We start from the raw sequence: 16,377 nt of genomic DNA on the forward strand, positions 1-16,377 counted from the left end.
AACGGTTATACCCCGTATATGGTGAATAACAAGGTGCAATATAATATCGTCCTTGGGATGTTCCTAAGGGCGATTTTTATCATCTATCGCTAGAGGGAGGATTAGATGAGTATAGTAACAAGCCAAACAATTGAACTTATTGGTAAAACACCGATATATCAATTGCCAAATACCAATATTTATGTAAAGCTTGAAAAATATAATGTAGGTGGTTCTGTAAAAGACCGTGCCGTACTCGGTATGTTACAAGCTGCAAAAGAGCAAGGTCGCATCCATGAGGATAGCATCATTGTAGAAGCCACAAGTGGTAATACGGGGATCGCTCTTGCTATGGTAGGCGCTATTCTACATATTAAAACAGTGATTATCATGCCTGAAAGTATGAGTAAAGAACGCCGTGAGCTTATCAAGGCGTATGGGGCGCAGCTCATCTTAACACCAAAAGAAACAGGTATGAAGGGGGCTCTTGAGCGGGCCAATGAAATTTTAGAGAAGTATCCAAATGCTTTCACCTTGGGCCAATTCGTAAATCCTGCAAACCCAGATATGCATTACCGCACGACGGGTACTGAAATTGTAGAACAAGTGCCGAATGTCGATGTATTTGTAGCGGGTATCGGCACGGGTGGTACTTTCACAGGCGTTACGAGACGATTGAAAGAACATAATCCTAATCTAAAAGCCATTGCTGTAGAGCCAACGGGATCTCCTGCTATTACCGAAGGTAAGGGCGGTCCTCACAAAATACAAGGTATTGGGGCTGGTTTCATTCCTGAAAACTTTGACCAAACATTGATGGATGGCGTGCAAACGGTAAGTGACGAAGAAGCTTTTAGCGAGGTGCAAACCTTTATGCGTGAAAGTGGTATCTCTATTGGCCTTTCCGCGGGGGCGGCCATTGTAGCGGCAAAACGCATGGCTCGTGAGTTACCTAAGGCGAATATCGTTGTTATTGCACCTGATGGGGTAGAGAAATATTTATCCCTCTTGGACTTTGGCAACAACGAATACGTTAAATAATAGATTTCAAATAGATACAATACTGAATTTTAGATTGGTAAAAGAATAGGTTCTATATAGATATAAAGCCTTATATATAGGAATATAGACCAAATATGTTGTATACTAGATATATCTATATTTTTGTAGAATGTTAAGTAGAGTTATTTGAGATGGAGTCACTATGATGCAAGGTTTGCGCAAATTATGGGGCAAAATTCAATATAATATTAAGCGCGTAATGGATTCTGACCCAGCTGCCACAAGTGTATGGATGGTTATATGGACATATCCTCATATTACGGCTTTGTTCTGGCACTTCTTTGCCCACCGTTTATATAAGGCGGGGTGGCCCATCTTGGCTCGTCGTGTGGCTCTCCATTCTCGGCATGTGACGGGCATTGAAATCCATCCAGGTGCGACGATTGGTCGCGGTCTCTTTATCGATCACGGTATGGGGGTTGTTATTGGTGAAACGGCTATTGTAGGCGATAATGTAACCTTGTTCCATCAAGTAACACTAGGTGGGATGTCTTCTAAAAAGGTAAAGCGCCATCCGACCATTGAAGATGATGTACTCATCGGTACGGGTACAAAAATCTTAGGGGATATTACGATTGGGGCGCGCACGAAGATCGGTTGTAATCTCGTTATTAAACATGATATTCCTAAGGATATGGTAATCTTTGAAACAGATCCAGAAAATATGTATGTCCGTAAACCTAGTCGCAATGCAACTGCTGCACAAGCAGAGGAGAAGAAAATTCCTGATAATTACATAGAATACTATATTTAATATAAAAATGTATTTAATATATACTCATTTTAATATAGAGTCATATTGAATATAGAATCATACAAGCCTCTAATTATTAGATTAACTAGTAGTTAGAGGTTTTTATGATTCGTAGAAATATGATTCTATGAATTATTGGATTTAGATTTGGTATGGATTGTATTGTATTGGATTGGATTGGGGATATGTTTGATTTAGTATGGTTATAATGTTTTCATTAAACTTTTATACAAAAATATCTATTTATATATTGACATGGAAAATCATTATTGGTAAAATATAAACATAATCAATATTGATTATAAATTAAATAAACGAATTGATGGCGTAGAAGCCAACTGTGTTTGTTCTGCTTTTAGAATAAACTATAATTGAGAATTAAGTGAAAAAAGGAGTTTTATTATGAAAAACGTACAACAAGTAAATCAATATTTAGCAGATCTTTCCGTATGGAATGTAAAATTACATAACCTACACTTCAATGTAACTGGTCCGCAATTCAAATCTATTCATGAATACTTGGAATCCATTTATGATGAAGCCTTTGAATACTTTGATGCCGTAGCAGAACATGTGAAAATGCAAGGTCAATTTCCGTTGGTAAATTCCGGAGAATACGCAAAATTGACTAAAATCGAAGAATTGGGACAAGAAGACATTCCTCAAGCAAAGGTAATTGATATCCTTCTTAAGGATTTTAAATACATGAATGATCAAGCTGTAGCAATTCGTGCAGCAGCTGATGAAGAAGGTGATTTCTTGCTCGTAAGCATGATGGAAGATCACGTTGCATACTATGTAAAACAGATCTGGTTCATCGAATCTATGCTGAAATAAGACGATTGACAATGCCTTATTGGGTATGATATGATTACCCAGTAAAGCATGGAGGATTACTCAAGAGGCTGAAGAGGACGGTTTGCTAAATCGTTAGGGCGGGTTACCGTCGCTAGGGTTCGAATCCCTAATCCTCCGCCATGTAAAGACCTCACATCACTCGATGTGGGGTCTTTTTGTATAATAGTGATTTATTATATTATTTATATAGGCCTAATTTGTGAGGATTCGAGTGAGTCCAAGGCCTTATTAGTATTGAATGACACAGGTGTGTAAGGTTATAGAGTTGACGTATGTCTAGGGGTTTCATATAATAGATTGTATAAAATGTAATTTTAAGGAGACTCTTATGAATACAAAACATACACGTCAAATGAATCGTATCCGTCGAGCGTTAGGCATTAGTGCATTATGCCTTGTTGCGTCTGTTGGGTTTAGTCATGCTGAAAGTATTGCCATCCCAAGTGCACGTCCTATGGTGGATGGCGTAAGTGCTGATGTAGAGGCTGTTAGTAGTTCTAGTAAAGGACAACAGCATGTGAACTCAGATGTTATTACGCCTAATGATTGGACATATACAGCGTTACAAAGGCTCATTAAACATGGTGCTATTACAGATACTCACGGATTTACTTTTGATGGTGCTAGCTACACAAAGGATGAGCTTATGCCGCTTATCGATGAGGTAGTCACAAAACGTGAGCAAATGAACGACAATGATCGAGAGTATGCATTGCGTATTTACCAAGAAAATATGCGTGATGTAATGGATTACCGTATTGCTCGCGATAAAAAAGCTACTGATGAGCGCCGTCAAAAACTAGATGAAAAGCGTGCTGAAAGGGCTAAAAAATCTGGTAAGACCTATCAAGTATCCAAGGATCAACAAGAGGCCCTTGATAAGGCTGGCGATGAAGTAGCAAAACCGGAAGAACGGGCTTTAACAGATGAACAGATCAAAGATAAAATGAAGAAATTTAAAATTGATGATTCTCGCGTTAAGGTAAATAATCAAGTGCGTATTCGTTACGCTGATTCCAAGGATAAAAAGTCTAAAACAGATGCTCGTATGCAGACGGAGATGACGTTCACTCTATAACTCTTGGTAAGGGGTTATAATGATTGATTTTTTAAAGAAACAATTGTTTACTGTCCATCAAAACGGTAAGCAACAGGTAAGTGATGTCTTTAAATATATAGGACCTGGTATAATCGTAACCGTTGGATTTATCGATCCAGGCAACTGGGCCGCTAACTTGGCAGCTGGAGCCAGTTATGGTTACGAATTATTGTGGGTAGTCACACTATCTACGATTATGCTCATTTTATTACAGCATAATGTGGCACATTTAGGCATTGTACGCGGTCAATGCTTGTCGGAATGTGCCTATGAATTCTTACCGCGTTATGCATCTCGCTTTGTGCTTAGCACGGCAGGAATTGCGGCGGCAGCGACGGCCTTGGCTGAGTTTATTGGTGCCGCTATCGCCTTGAAGATGCTCTTTGGTATTCCTATCTTGATAGGCAGTAGTCTGACGGCTCTTATCTGTACGGTCATGCTCATTACGAACTCCTATCGTAAATTAGAGCGAATCATTGCTGGCTTTGTGTCCCTCATCGCGTTGGCGTACCTCGTTGAGGTAAATATGGTCAATGTGGATTGGGCAGCGGCTGGTATCGGTTGGGTGGATCCTAATATTCCTAATACATCGATGCTCGTTATTTTGAGTATATTAGGGGCCGTAATTATGCCTCACAACTTGTTTTTACACTCTGAAATCATCCAAAGTCGCCAGTTCAATACACAAGATCCAGCGATAATGAAACGGCAGTTACGCTATGAATTCCTCGATACTTTGTTATCTATGGGGATTGGGTGGATGATTAACTCCGCCATGATTATATTGGCGGCGGCTGTTTTCTTTGCTCATGGAATTGAAGTAACAGAGCTTGAACAGGCTGAGGAGTTGTTGCGACCACTCATTGGACCCGCAGCGGGTATTATTTTTGCGATAGCATTGTTATTTGCAGGTTTTGCCTCATCTGCTACGGCAGGTATGGCGGGGGCAAGTATCTTTGCAGGAATGTTTGGCGAGTCTTATGATATGAAAGACTTCCATACGCGATTAGGCTTGGCACTAACATATATTCCAGCCTTATTATTGATCGTGTTTATTACAGATTCCTTCCAAGCATTATTGTTCTCTCAAATGTTCTTGAGCTTGCAATTACCTATCACCATATTCTTGCAACTTTACATGACAAGTAGCCACAAGGTCATGGGAGAATACGCGAACCGTAAATTTACAAATATTCTCTTATGGGGCATAGGTATCATCGTTACAATTATGAATATTTACTTATTGATTGTAGGCTAAGAGCATATTCTTTGTTAGTTACCAAAAGGTTTATTATAAAATCATAATTAGAATACAGCATTAGAGTACAATATTAGAGTATAATATTAGAGTACAACATTAGAATACAAAATTAAAATGCAAAGGACCGCTATGGCGGTCCTTTTGTCATGTTACTAACGTATCTATTATGTGAAAAGCGTATCTTTGAATACCCAAGAGGGGTATAAAATATGGTACAATTAAAGATAGTATAATTAAAATTAATATAATATCTGTTGGGGATATTCCTTAGCAGTGTGATATATGGAAAACTAGGAGGCCCTAATGGCAAAGGAAATCAAAGTGCAAGAGACAATACAATCTGATTTTAGTGTTGTGGTTAACGACATTGCTGAAGAGTTATTGACGCGCCTCAATATGGATGAGGATGGTTCTGTTATCGATATGTTCCAAACAGGCTCTTTTGATCCTTGGCAGTTATTCGTATTTTTTGGCGCTTTAGAAAAAGCTCTTATTGAGTTCAGAACGGATAAACGCAAGAAAACGGTTATCGTTCATGCACAACCTGAGGCTCTTATCGGCATAGGTCGCGTAGTGACACCTGTATCTACTATGCTTGAGCATGTATTGATGTCTCGTTTGAACGACATGAGCGAAGGCCGCTTGGAAACAGGCATGCTTACAGTATCTGCTGAAAGTATCGATTATGAAGGTGTAAACCTTAAAGGGCGTCACGTGGTTATCGTATGCGACCTTGTAGATGAAGATTCTAATTATCTCAAAGAATGCATTAAATTATGTAAAGAATTGAAAGCAAGCCACGTAGTGGCGGTGCCTCTCATGTTGTGGAACCCAGAATTGATCGATAATTTGACAGAGGAATCTATTAAGGCGGAATTATCTCATGAAAATCGTCCTCTCTCCTAGTAAGACAAAAACGATTGCCGATGTTGCTAGAAATGATGAGGCAGTACATTATGCAGTCCGAGACAGACAATTTCAGCCGCACATCACACACGAAATCATAAAACATGTCCGATCTCTCGATGTAACGGCTCTTGGTAAAGCTTTAAAACTAAAGGATGATAAGGCGCAAGCTTTATATGACTTTTATCAAGCTTTTGAGTCCCAGCCAGTAGGTGTGGCTTGTGAAAGCTACGATGGCATTGCTTTTAAATATTTAGATTGGCAGAACTTGTCTGATGAGGCTAAGACCTTTGGTGAAAGCCACCTCGTTGTAATGTCTGCGTTGTACGGTGTCGTTGAACCTAATATGGGTGTGCGCGATTATCGACTCGATATGGTTGATAAGGTAGGCGTTAATTTATACGATACATGGCGTGAAGCAGTGGATGCATACTTTCACAAGGAAGATTGGATCCTAAACCTAGCATCTAAAGAATATGCAAAAATGGTGAACCATCCAAAGGTGGTAACCATTGAATTTTGGGAATTACGGGGCGACACGTTTAAGCAGATGAGTACGTCCTCCAAAATGAGTCGAGGTGTGATGGCTCACGAATGTTTAACACGACAAGTGAAACATGTGCGGGACTTGCCGCGCGAAATCAATGGATTTACCTGTGTCACTGACATTGAATCCATCACCATACCAAGCGAATCGATGACGATTCGTTATGAAAGGAAGTGATTGTTTGCAAGTGCAAGACATTCTTGCAAAAGACCTCGTCGGCGATGAATGGCTGACCGAGGAGGAACTAAGATTTCTCATGTCTGTAACTGATGAAGAACAGTTGCAGTTAATATATAAAAAGGCCTACGAAGTAAAGGCAAAATACGTAAAGCCTGTAGCGTATTATCGTGGCCTCATCGAGTTCTCGAACCGATGCATTAAGAATTGTAATTACTGCGGAATCCGCCGAGAAAATGATAAGGCGGAACGCTTTGATATGAATCGCGAAGACATCATCAAGATGGCGCAGTGGGCATATGACCATGAATATGGTTCCATTACACTCCAATCTGGTGAACGCTGTGATGATGCCTTTGTAGACTATGTTGTGGATTTAATTCGCGACATTAAAGCCATTGGTGATGGTTCTCTTGGCATAACGATGTGTGTAGGGGAACAAAGCGAAGAGGCGTACCGCCGCATGCGTGAAGCCGGTGCGAGTCGTTATTTATTACGCATTGAAACAACTAATACAGATTTATACCATAAAATTCATCCTCGTGATGAATTGCACTCCTTTGAGACGCGCGTAGAATGTTTACGTCGTTTGCGCCGCGTAGGCTTTCAAGTTGGCACAGGCGTTATGATTGGCCTACCTGGTCAAACTGAGGAAGATCTTGTGAACGATATCTTGTTCTATCGCGACATGGATATCGACATGATCGGCATGGGCCCTTATGTGGTGCATCACGATACGCCTCTAGGTCAAGAAGCATTGGCGATGGGTATCGATGACGAAGCAGGTAAATTGCGTCGTGTTCAACTGGGGCTCAAGATGATTGCGTTGACTCGTTTATTTTTGAAAGACGTAAATATCGCAGCTACTACTGCATTACAAGCACTCGATAAGCTAGGCCGTGAAAAAGGTTTAGCCGCAGGGGCGAATATCCTTATGCCTATCATCACCATTCCTGAACACCGTGCAAAATATTTGCTATATGATAACAAGCCATGCGTAGACGACAATGCAGAACAATGTAAAGACTGCTTGACGCGCCGCGTAATGTCCATCGGTGATACAGTGGGTTGGAAACAAAATGGGGACTCTAAACACTACGGCAAACGGACGGGGAAATTTTAGTATTCTATGTTTTAACTAAATTATTTAGTGAATTAATATATTTACCACTAGTATTGCCTATATATAGATGGGGCCCCGTTACATAACGACAACTTAATTAAAAAAGACGGTCTATACTTGCTTGCTCCTCGTTCCTGATGTCGCGGCACAAGTACAGACCGTCTTTTTTATAACTTTGTGAGGACACTAGTCCCATCTATATATAGGATATACCGATAAAGTCTTATTAATAATTTAATTAAGTTTAGGATCTACATAGGAATACTAAAATTTTTGTTCTAATTTAGTATTAGTATATAATCCTCTTTTTCTAAGAAATTTTTCTCAGAAAAAGAGGATTTTTTTATTGTAGTGTCGAAATGTATTAGCAAAGCCGTAATTTGCCAGTAAGGAGGCGATTCCAATGAAAGAGTACAGTAGTGATAAAATTAGAAACGTTGCTGTTGTTTCCCACGATGGTGCGGGCAAAACAGCTCTTGTTGAATCCTTGTTGTTAACTTCTGGTGCGGTTGATTTCGTAGGTAAAGGTCAAGATAATAAACATATTATGGACTTTGAACCGGAAGAAATTAAACGTAATGTAACTATTCAATTGGGCATGGCGCCATGTGAGTGGCATGAACATAAGGTTAACTTCATAGACACTCCAGGCTATAACGAATTCCATGGCGAAGTTCGTGCCGCTTTGCGTGCTTGTGATGGTATGTTGATGGTGCTATCCTCCACATCTGGTGTAGAAACTGACACAGTTCGCGCATGGGATTATGCAGTTGAATTACAAATGCCTCGCATGGCATTTATCAATAAAATGGATGTCGATGGTGCTGATTTCTTTGGCACTATTGAAAGAATGCGGGAATTATTTGGCAAAGGCATTATGCCATTGCAGATTCCTATCGGTGAAGGCGCCGATTTTGAAGGCGTTGTAGACGTAGCGAAAATGACTGCGTTTACTTATAAGGACGGCCAACCAACAGAGGTCGCTGTACCAGCTCACCTTATCGAAAAGGCTCAAGAAATTCGGGAAATGACCGTAGAAGCCGCGGCTGAAGGTAGCGATGAGTTGTTGGAAAAATATTTAGAAGGCGAAGAATTATCCTTAGAGGAAATCCGCCAAGGCTTGCGTGAAGGGATGATTAGTGGCCGTGTGTGCCCAATCATGTGTGGCAGTGCCACATCTCGTATTGGCTTAGATCAAGTATTGGATCGGATGATCCGTTACATGCCGGATGCAACTAAAAAAGTGATGACCGCAACTGATGCGGAAACCGGCGAACAATGTGTTGTACATGTAGATAAACCATTAACTGCATTCGTATTTAAAACATTGTTAGACCTATTCGCAGGCAAACAAAGCTTTGTACGTATCTTCTCTGGTGAACTGAAAGAAGGCGATCGCCTTTATGATGTAAACCAAGGTGTAGAAGAAAAATGGGGCAAGATGGTTACCCTTATCGGGAAGCAACAAATCCCTGTATCTGCTGCAAAAGCTGGCGATATCGTAGTTATACCGAAATTGGCCAATGCTAAGACCGGCGATACATTAACGGCTCCTGACTTTAAAGTGACATACGATGCTATCCGTTTCCCTCAACCTTTGTATACAGTGGCTATGGAACCAGTGAAAAAAGGTGAGGAGGAAAAATTAGCTAGTGCTGTTCTTAAAGTGGCGGAAGAAGATCCTACTTGCGTAGTAGTGAAAAATGCTGAAGCTCGCCAATTACAAATCGATTGTATGGGTGAAGTACATCTCGAGCATATCCTCAACAAAATGGACCGTAAATACGGCGTACAAGCTAAACTTGTGGCTCCATATATTCCATACCGCGAAACCATTAAAGGCTCTGCTGAAACCGAGTCTAAGTATAAGAAACAAAGTGGCGGTCATGGTCAATATGGTCACGTTAAGATTCAAGTGGATCCATTATATGATGGTAGCGAATTTGCATTCGTAGACAAAATTTTTGGTGGTGCTGTACCTAAACAATACATACCAGCAGTGGAAAAGGGTGCCAAAGAAACCCTAGATAAAGGCCTAATTGCAGGATATCCTATGATTGGCGTGCAAGTGACACTCTTGGATGGATCTTACCACAGTGTAGACTCCTCAGAGTTAGCATTTAAAGTAGCTACGTCACAGGCTATCAAGGATGTGATTCCTAAGGCGAAACCAGTCCTATTAGAACCAATCTATGAAGTCAACGTGTTTGCACCAGATGCTTTCATGGGCGACATCATGGGTGATTTGAATAGCCGTCGAGGTCGTGTATTAGGAATGGAACAAAGTGAAAGAACAGGTATTTCTGTTGTTAAAGCACAAGTACCATTGGCTGAAATGTCCGATTATGTGACTGCATTACGCTCCATTACACAAGGACAAGGTGTATTTAACCGTCAGTTCTATACCTATGAAGAGGTTCCACATAAGCAAGCGGAAGAAATTATCGCTGCTCATAAAACCCAAGAATAAGGTAATGGCCACATGCTGTATCTAATACAGTTTGAATCACTACAACTGAATAGACAATTGCATAATGTAACAATTTAATACTGTAACAATTTCATAGCGTAATAATTGACGTAAGTCATAAATTTGAATAGTATTTTACTGAGGCCCTCCATATATGTAGCGTATGGAGGGCTTTTACATAAGAGAATAGCTAGTTCTTTATGTATATATGTGCTAACATAAAAGGTAATATAATTGGTTTATTGTGGTGCCATATTCATAGATATTGTGAAAGGATTGTGTATGTTTTTCTCTAGTATTACCGCAGATTATACAAAAATGGGCTATCCTAAAGCCATTGTGCGCGCTTTGGATTTCTTGAAAAACACAGATTTGAAAGCGTTGCCTGGAGGACGTCATGCCATCGAGGGTGACATGATGTATGCTAATGTAGATGATGTAGAAACAAAACTATTTGAAGCCACAAAACCGGAATCGCATCGTAATTATGTAGATATCCAATTTATGGTGAGCGGCGAGGAAAACATGGGCTTTTTCGTAGATAAAGGTTTCATTAAACCTGTGGAGTCCTATCCGGATCGAGATTGCTATTTCTATCCTAATGAAGCTGTTGATGAAGGGCAAATCCATTGCCCAGAAGGGTACTACACTGTATTCTTCCCGTCTGATGTTCATCGGCCCTTGCTTGCTGTAAACGATAAACCTATCAAAATCCGTAAGGTGGTTGTGAAAGTTCACGTATCTTTGCTCGGTGAGTAGTATGAAACAATATGAAGTTATTGGTGTTATTATAACTCTATTGGGGGCTGTTTTATGGGGTGTATCAGGTGCATCCGTACAGTTCTTAAGCAATTTTAGAAATATGAATTTGGAATGGCTAGTAACTATGCGATTGATTACAGCAGGTTTACTAACTGTTATTTATGCATGGTTTAGATTTGGAAATTCTATCTTTAATGTATTTCATAGTGTAAAAGATACGCTAGGACTCATTGTTTTTGGCGTATTTGGAATGGCCTTATGCCAATATACATACTTCAGATCCATTGCTTTAGCGGGAGCTGGTATTGCAACGGTATTACAATATCTGGCACCATCTATGATTATTATTTATCTGCTTGTTCGCTATGGTAAACGACCATCCAAGGGAGAGATGGTTTCTGTTATACTTGCTTTAGTGGGGACCATTTGTTTAATGGGCAATGATGATGGCCTTTCTATTGAAAGCTTCCCTCTAATGGTTCTCGTATGGGGCCTTTTATCTGCTATCGGTGTAGCTGTATATAGTATTTCTCCTGTTGATTTACTCTACAAATATGGTACCTTACCTATTGTAGGATTCGGGATGCTCATTAGCGGTATTGTAGCCGCTATATTATTTCATCAACCAAACTCATATGCAGTGTGGGACGCATGGACTGTTATTGGTTGTTTCAATGTCATATTTCTCGGGACGATAGTATCTTTCAATGCCTATTTAGAAGGGGTTAAACGAATTGGGGCCGTACCAGGCTCTATTTTGTCATCTATTGAACCTATTTCGGCGGCTTTCTTTGGGTGGGCTTTTTTAGGAAATGAATTTAGTCTATTAGGACTAATTGGTATGGCTATGATTATTTCTACCGTTGTTATCATCGCTTGGGATAGACAACGAACTATTAAACGAGAAGTACTGGCAAAACTGAATAAAACAATATTAGAATAAATCGATAAGAACACATATATCACAGAAATCATTTCGTGGTATATGTGTTTTTTGTTGTAACATAAAGTATATTTTAGATACTGTATACATGCGCCATTTAGTTGACTATTTACATTTCAATTCATATAGTAAATGTATACGTGATTATTAGTTTGTTAAGGAGGTATTTATGTCTGTAAAAGATTTTGTGCAACAACGACGCGATGCGTTAATCGCTATGCGTCGCGACTTTCATATGTACCCTGAGCCTGCTTGGCTTGAGTATCGATCTGCTGCGAAAGTGGCGGATACGCTTATTTCTTTGGGCTATGATGTGGCGTTAGGCGCAGATGTACTCGATTTAGAATCTCGCATGGGCTTGCCTAGTGATGAGGTTATGAAAGCTGCTATGGATCGAGCCATCAAAGAAGGCGCAAATCCTGAGCTTGTTGAAAAGATGGGCTATGGTAAAACGGCCATTGTTGCAACTATGAAGTTTGGTGGTGAAGGCCCTGTAGTAGCATTTCGTGTAGACATGGATTCCAATGATGTCATTGAAGCTAAAGATGATAACCATGTACCCGCAAAGGGCGGGTTCCGTTCTTGTCATGATAAGGCGATGCACGCCTGTGGTCATGATGCACATATGACGATGGGGCTAGGCCTAGCTGAATACTTGGCTACGCACAAGGATGAATTCAAAGGCACTATCAAACTCATCTTCCAACCAGCAGAGGAAGGTGTACGCGGTGCTAAAGCGATGGCGGAAGCAGGCGTAGTAGATGATGTAGATTTGATGTTCGGCATGCATATTGGGTTTAACGAAAAATTATCCAATTGCTTTGCTTGTAGCGATCATGGCTTCTTAGCGACAACAAAACTTGATGCGGTGTTCCACGGTTATTCTGCTCATGCCGGGGGCTCTCCTGAAAAGGCACAAAATGCAATGCTCGCCGGCTGTACAGCAGTTCTTAACTTACAAGCCATCGCTCGTCATAGTCAAGGCGCTTCTCGTATGAATGTAGGTGTTTTTGAAAGCGGTACAGGCCGCAATGTGACGCCTGATGTGGCGGTGCTTAAACTAGAAACTCGTGGTGCTACGACAGAAATCAATGATTACATGATTGAACGGTCGAAGACTATTATTAAAGGTGCTGCAGAAATGCATGATTGTACCTTTGAAATCACAAAACAAGGAGAAACTCCTGCAGGTCGTATCAGTGATGATTTAGCTCGTGAAGTACAAGCTATCGTGGAACCACTTGGGATCTTTAAAGAGGTGCCATTCGATTACAGTGGTGGCGGCAGTGAAGACTGTGCGTACTTCTTGAATCGTGTCATCGATCGCGGCGGTAGAGCAACCTACATGGTAGTAGGTTCTGCTATTAAAGCGCCACATCACAATCCGCTCTTTGATATCGATGAAGAAGATATGCTAAATGGTATCGTTGCATTAGGTACTATTGCAGCTCACTATTTAAAATAAGCTTTATGTACTAGCATCATATGGTTTGTCAGTAATTGATGTAATAGATTGTGAGGTGTTACATGATTCAACGAGAGCGATTGGTTAAAGATTTTGAGGCTATGGCCCAATTGACGGCATCTGGTGAGGGCATTAATCGCCTTGCTTTCACCGATGCAGATTGGGCAGGACGGCAATATATTATAGACCGCATGACTGATGCGGGTTTATCCGTTGAAATAGATGATTTTGGTAATGTCATTGGCTATAAGATTGGTAAGAAACCAGATTTACCAGTTGTCATGGTAGGGTCTCATACAGATAGCGTACCCAATGGAGGTAATTACGATGGTGTGGTGGGCGTGTTATCTGCCATTGAAGTAATTCGTAGCATGACTGACGATAGTTATGAACATGACCATACCATCGCTGTGGTATCCTTCATGTGCGAAGAGTCCGGTCGTTTTGGGAATGCTACACTAGGTAGTAAGGCCATGCGTGGTGAATTAAGATTACAAGACTTACACCGATTGGTAGATAAACAAGGAGTTTCTTTGTACGAAGCATTGAAAGGTCGCAACTTAAATCCCGATGGGATTGAAGAAATGGAATATAAACGACCTGTAAAGTCTTTCACAGAAATTCATATAGAACAAGGAAAGGTACTAGAGCACGAACAGAAAACGATTGGCATTGTGACTGGTATTGCAGCGCCAGAGCGATTCTATGTGACCATTCGGGGCAATGCCGATCATAGTGGCGCTACGCCGATGAACTTGCGTCATGATGCTCTATGTGGAGCTTCAAAAATCATCCTCGGCATCGAGGAGATTGCATCCATGCAAGAGGAGCCACCCGTGGTGGGTACTGTTGGTGTTGTAGAGGTTATGCCTGGCGCGATGAATGTCATTCCTGGTGCTGTAAAGCTAGGGGTAGATATTCGTAGCATTTCTAAGGTAGCTCGCAATTCTGTAGTTACTCTCGTTAAGGAATTTATCGACATTACTGCCGAGAAACGTGGATTATCGTATACAATTGAAACAATTGCACAGGACCATCCAGTGGAGATGCACCCGGCGATGATTCGAGAAATCGAAGAGGCTGTTAAGTCTGTCGGTATAGAGTACATGACAATGCCGAGCGGTGCCGGTCATGATGCGATGCATTGGGCGGAGGCAGTTCCTACGGGAATGATCTTTATTCCATGTCGCGATGGCATCAGTCATAATCCTGCAGAATTTGCTGAAATGGATGATATCGTAACGGGTGCAGAGGTGCTTGATAAGGTGCTTAGAAAACTTAGCTTGGAAGAAACAAAGCTTGTTTAATATATTTCTTTATGTATTTATTCTTTATGTATTTATGTAGTTATATAGATAAGTAGTTATATAGTTATATGATTATACTGTATATAATTAAGTGATTACTTTTACTATTGTTAGGCCTATTAGGTGTAAGACATAGATAGGATTATTGTATTTAGTGTTGTTAGTTGTGTATTGGGTGTAAAGTGTTTATAGAGGGGATATAGCTATCTTGCATCCTATGTACACGGATAGGAGAGTTATGGTTATTACAGGTATTGTTATCGTAGTAGCGACGTTTATCGCTATTATTAAACAGTTTGAAACGCGGCTCGTTTTATTATTATCAGGCTTATTAATGTGCTTTATTGGTGGGCAGCTTGGCGCTGGTACGACGGCCTTTGTGAAAGAACTTACAAATCCAGGCCTTGTGCCTACAATCTGTACGGTGTTAGGTTTTAGCTATGTTATGGAATATACAAAATGTACGGAGCATATGGTGTATTTCATTTCTGCAGGGCTTAAAAAGATGACTAAAATCATCATCCCAGGTGCCGTTATTATTACATTCTTAATCAACATTGCACTACCTACAGCGGCAGGTTGTGCTGCGGCTGTAGGTGCACTCTTAATTCCTGCCCTCATTCGTTCTGGAGTACATCCAGCAATGGCTGGTTCTGCTATTTTTTTAGGCACATGGGGCAGCTCCTTGAGTCCAGGCCTTATGTTTAACCCTCAAGTGGCACAACTGGCGGGGGTAGACGTAATGACAGTTATTGCCAGCTTCTCCATGCAAGCAATTATCGGTATCGTAGTAGCCGCTATTTTGCTTAATATTGTAGCTATCGTTAAGAAGGAGCATACAGGGTATGTAATGAAAAACGATACTGTAGAGGAAGGCAAAGAGTTCAAAGTAAATTATTTCTATGCAATCATTCCAATTATTCCTCTTGTTTTACTTGTATTAGGTAGTAAACAGGTAGCGGTGATTCCAGAAATCTCCGTTCCTGTATCTATGCTCATCGGTACTGCTATTGGTATCATTGCCGTGCGTCCTAATGTGGCAGAAGCTGTTAAGAAGTTCTTCCGTGGTACTGGAGATGGTATGTGTGATGTAGTGGGCCTTATGGCTGCAGCAGCATGCTTTACAGCAGGGATGCAACTCATTGGACTTACAAGTGCCCTTATTGATGGAATGAAGAACTCTCAACAAATCGCCCAAATCGGGGCAGCCTTTGGTCCGTTCTTATTGGCGGTTATTTCTGGTTCTGGTAATGCGGCAGCTCTTGCCTTTAACGGTGCTGTAACACCGCATGCAGCAGACTTTGGTTATGGTATTATGCAACTTGGATCCATGGCTCAAATCGGTGCTGGTATCGGTCGAAGTATGAGTCCTGTAGCAGGAGCAGGTATCATCATTGCGGGACTTGCAGGTATCAACCCTATGGAAATGGCGAAACGCAATGCCGTCCCATGTATTATTGCGACTGTAGTCATCATGCTATTGTTACTCTAGTTCAATAAAACTATATTGTAAAAGAAAACCCGTCATGATTGTTGTGATCATGACGGGTTTTCTTTGTTATAACTTTTAATAGCCAATCAATATATTTGTATCAAAGCACCAATTCATATGATTTAAACTAGCATGGTAATCAAGATGATTGTATATAAGAGACTAATCAATT

Annotated in this window: 14 protein-coding genes and 1 tRNA gene; all 15 read left to right on the plus strand. The window is 40.7% G+C overall.

All coding sequences use genetic code 11. The annotated features are described in order from the left end of the window. Positions 1-105: 105 nt before the first annotated feature. The 15 genes from cysK to dcuC all read left to right on the plus strand — a co-directional run bounded on the left by cysK (position 106) and on the right by dcuC (position 16,205). Positions 106-1,020, plus strand: coding sequence for a cysteine synthase A (gene cysK, locus E7B10_RS06060; protein ID WP_195394533.1), 915 nt, complete (start codon positions 106-108; stop codon positions 1,018-1,020). A 163-nt stretch (positions 1,021-1,183) separates the two neighbouring features. After that, positions 1,184-1,795, plus strand: a complete 612-nt coding sequence (gene epsC, locus E7B10_RS06065) for a serine O-acetyltransferase EpsC (RefSeq protein ID WP_120055854.1) — start codon at positions 1,184-1,186, stop codon at positions 1,793-1,795. A 402-nt stretch (positions 1,796-2,197) separates the two neighbouring features. Then, positions 2,198-2,632, plus strand: coding sequence for a DNA starvation/stationary phase protection protein (locus E7B10_RS06070; RefSeq protein WP_128113961.1), 435 nt, complete (start codon positions 2,198-2,200; stop codon positions 2,630-2,632). 50 nt (positions 2,633-2,682) lie between these two features. Beyond that, positions 2,683-2,773: transfer RNA gene (locus E7B10_RS06075), tRNA-Ser, on the plus strand. A gap of 208 nt (positions 2,774-2,981) precedes the next feature. Continuing rightward, on the plus strand, positions 2,982-3,731 hold the full coding sequence (locus E7B10_RS06080; protein WP_120055852.1) for a hypothetical protein: 750 nt from the start codon (positions 2,982-2,984) through the stop codon (positions 3,729-3,731). A 19-nt stretch (positions 3,732-3,750) separates the two neighbouring features. After that, positions 3,751-5,010: an Nramp family divalent metal transporter gene (locus E7B10_RS06085; RefSeq protein ID WP_316055541.1), complete on the plus strand. Its 1,260-nt coding sequence runs from the start codon at positions 3,751-3,753 to the stop codon at positions 5,008-5,010. 306 nt (positions 5,011-5,316) lie between these two features. Beyond that, complete coding sequence (locus tag E7B10_RS06090) at positions 5,317-5,919, plus strand: hypothetical protein (protein ID WP_008603200.1); 603 nt, start codon at positions 5,317-5,319, stop codon at positions 5,917-5,919. Then, positions 5,897-6,643: a YaaA family protein gene (locus E7B10_RS06095; RefSeq protein WP_195213535.1), complete on the plus strand. Its 747-nt coding sequence runs from the start codon at positions 5,897-5,899 to the stop codon at positions 6,641-6,643. The genes E7B10_RS06090 and E7B10_RS06095 overlap by 23 nt, the downstream gene beginning before the upstream one ends. Then, the gene (gene hydE / locus E7B10_RS06100) at positions 6,630-7,766 is read left to right on the plus strand and encodes a [FeFe] hydrogenase H-cluster radical SAM maturase HydE (protein ID WP_229039634.1); all 1,137 of its coding nucleotides are present in this window, start codon (positions 6,630-6,632) and stop codon (positions 7,764-7,766) included. Before E7B10_RS06095 ends, hydE begins: the two co-directional genes overlap by 14 nt. A gap of 403 nt (positions 7,767-8,169) precedes the next feature. Next, on the plus strand, positions 8,170-10,236 hold the full coding sequence (fusA, locus tag E7B10_RS06105) for an elongation factor G (protein ID WP_316055542.1): 2,067 nt from the start codon (positions 8,170-8,172) through the stop codon (positions 10,234-10,236). 282 nt (positions 10,237-10,518) lie between these two features. Then, positions 10,519-10,995, plus strand: coding sequence for a YhcH/YjgK/YiaL family protein (locus E7B10_RS06110; RefSeq protein ID WP_195213533.1), 477 nt, complete (start codon positions 10,519-10,521; stop codon positions 10,993-10,995). A 1-nt stretch (position 10,996) separates the two neighbouring features. Further along, positions 10,997-11,941, plus strand: coding sequence for a DMT family transporter (locus E7B10_RS06115; RefSeq protein ID WP_278472867.1), 945 nt, complete (start codon positions 10,997-10,999; stop codon positions 11,939-11,941). 169 nt (positions 11,942-12,110) lie between these two features. Further along, positions 12,111-13,406, plus strand: coding sequence for an amidohydrolase (locus E7B10_RS06120; RefSeq protein ID WP_195213531.1), 1,296 nt, complete (start codon positions 12,111-12,113; stop codon positions 13,404-13,406). 62 nt (positions 13,407-13,468) lie between these two features. Then, positions 13,469-14,713, plus strand: a complete 1,245-nt coding sequence (locus tag E7B10_RS06125; RefSeq protein WP_278472863.1) for a M20 family metallo-hydrolase — start codon at positions 13,469-13,471, stop codon at positions 14,711-14,713. A gap of 238 nt (positions 14,714-14,951) precedes the next feature. Further along, positions 14,952-16,205 carry a C4-dicarboxylate transporter DcuC gene (dcuC, locus tag E7B10_RS06130; RefSeq protein ID WP_004697950.1) on the plus strand — a complete coding sequence of 418 codons (1,254 nt, stop codon included), beginning with the start codon at positions 14,952-14,954 and terminating at the stop codon, positions 16,203-16,205. Positions 16,206-16,377: the final 172 nt, after the last annotated feature.

This window comes from Veillonella sp., from assembly GCF_032470285.1.
Lineage (GTDB): Bacteria > Bacillota > Negativicutes > Veillonellales > Veillonellaceae > Veillonella.

Excerpts from the sequence above, each read along its gene's own strand:
- cysK (WP_195394533.1), top strand. The coding sequence starts at position 106 with ATGAGTATAGTAACAAGCCAAACAATTGAACTTATTGGTAAAACACCG.
- epsC (WP_120055854.1), top strand. The coding sequence starts at position 1,184 with ATGATGCAAGGTTTGCGCAAATTATGGGGCAAAATTCAATATAATATT.
- E7B10_RS06070 (WP_128113961.1), top strand. The coding sequence starts at position 2,198 with ATGAAAAACGTACAACAAGTAAATCAATATTTAGCAGATCTTTCCGTA.
- E7B10_RS06080 (WP_120055852.1), top strand. The coding sequence starts at position 2,982 with ATGAATACAAAACATACACGTCAAATGAATCGTATCCGTCGAGCGTTA.
- E7B10_RS06085 (WP_316055541.1), top strand. The coding sequence starts at position 3,751 with ATGATTGATTTTTTAAAGAAACAATTGTTTACTGTCCATCAAAACGGT.
- E7B10_RS06090 (WP_008603200.1), top strand. The coding sequence starts at position 5,317 with ATGGCAAAGGAAATCAAAGTGCAAGAGACAATACAATCTGATTTTAGT.
- E7B10_RS06095 (WP_195213535.1), top strand. The coding sequence starts at position 5,897 with ATGAAAATCGTCCTCTCTCCTAGTAAGACAAAAACGATTGCCGATGTT.
- hydE (WP_229039634.1), top strand. The coding sequence starts at position 6,630 with ATGAAAGGAAGTGATTGTTTGCAAGTGCAAGACATTCTTGCAAAAGAC.
- fusA (WP_316055542.1), top strand. The coding sequence starts at position 8,170 with ATGAAAGAGTACAGTAGTGATAAAATTAGAAACGTTGCTGTTGTTTCC.
- E7B10_RS06110 (WP_195213533.1), top strand. The coding sequence starts at position 10,519 with ATGTTTTTCTCTAGTATTACCGCAGATTATACAAAAATGGGCTATCCT.
- E7B10_RS06115 (WP_278472867.1), top strand. The coding sequence starts at position 10,997 with ATGAAACAATATGAAGTTATTGGTGTTATTATAACTCTATTGGGGGCT.
- E7B10_RS06120 (WP_195213531.1), top strand. The coding sequence starts at position 12,111 with ATGTCTGTAAAAGATTTTGTGCAACAACGACGCGATGCGTTAATCGCT.
- E7B10_RS06125 (WP_278472863.1), top strand. The coding sequence starts at position 13,469 with ATGATTCAACGAGAGCGATTGGTTAAAGATTTTGAGGCTATGGCCCAA.
- dcuC (WP_004697950.1), top strand. The coding sequence starts at position 14,952 with ATGGTTATTACAGGTATTGTTATCGTAGTAGCGACGTTTATCGCTATT.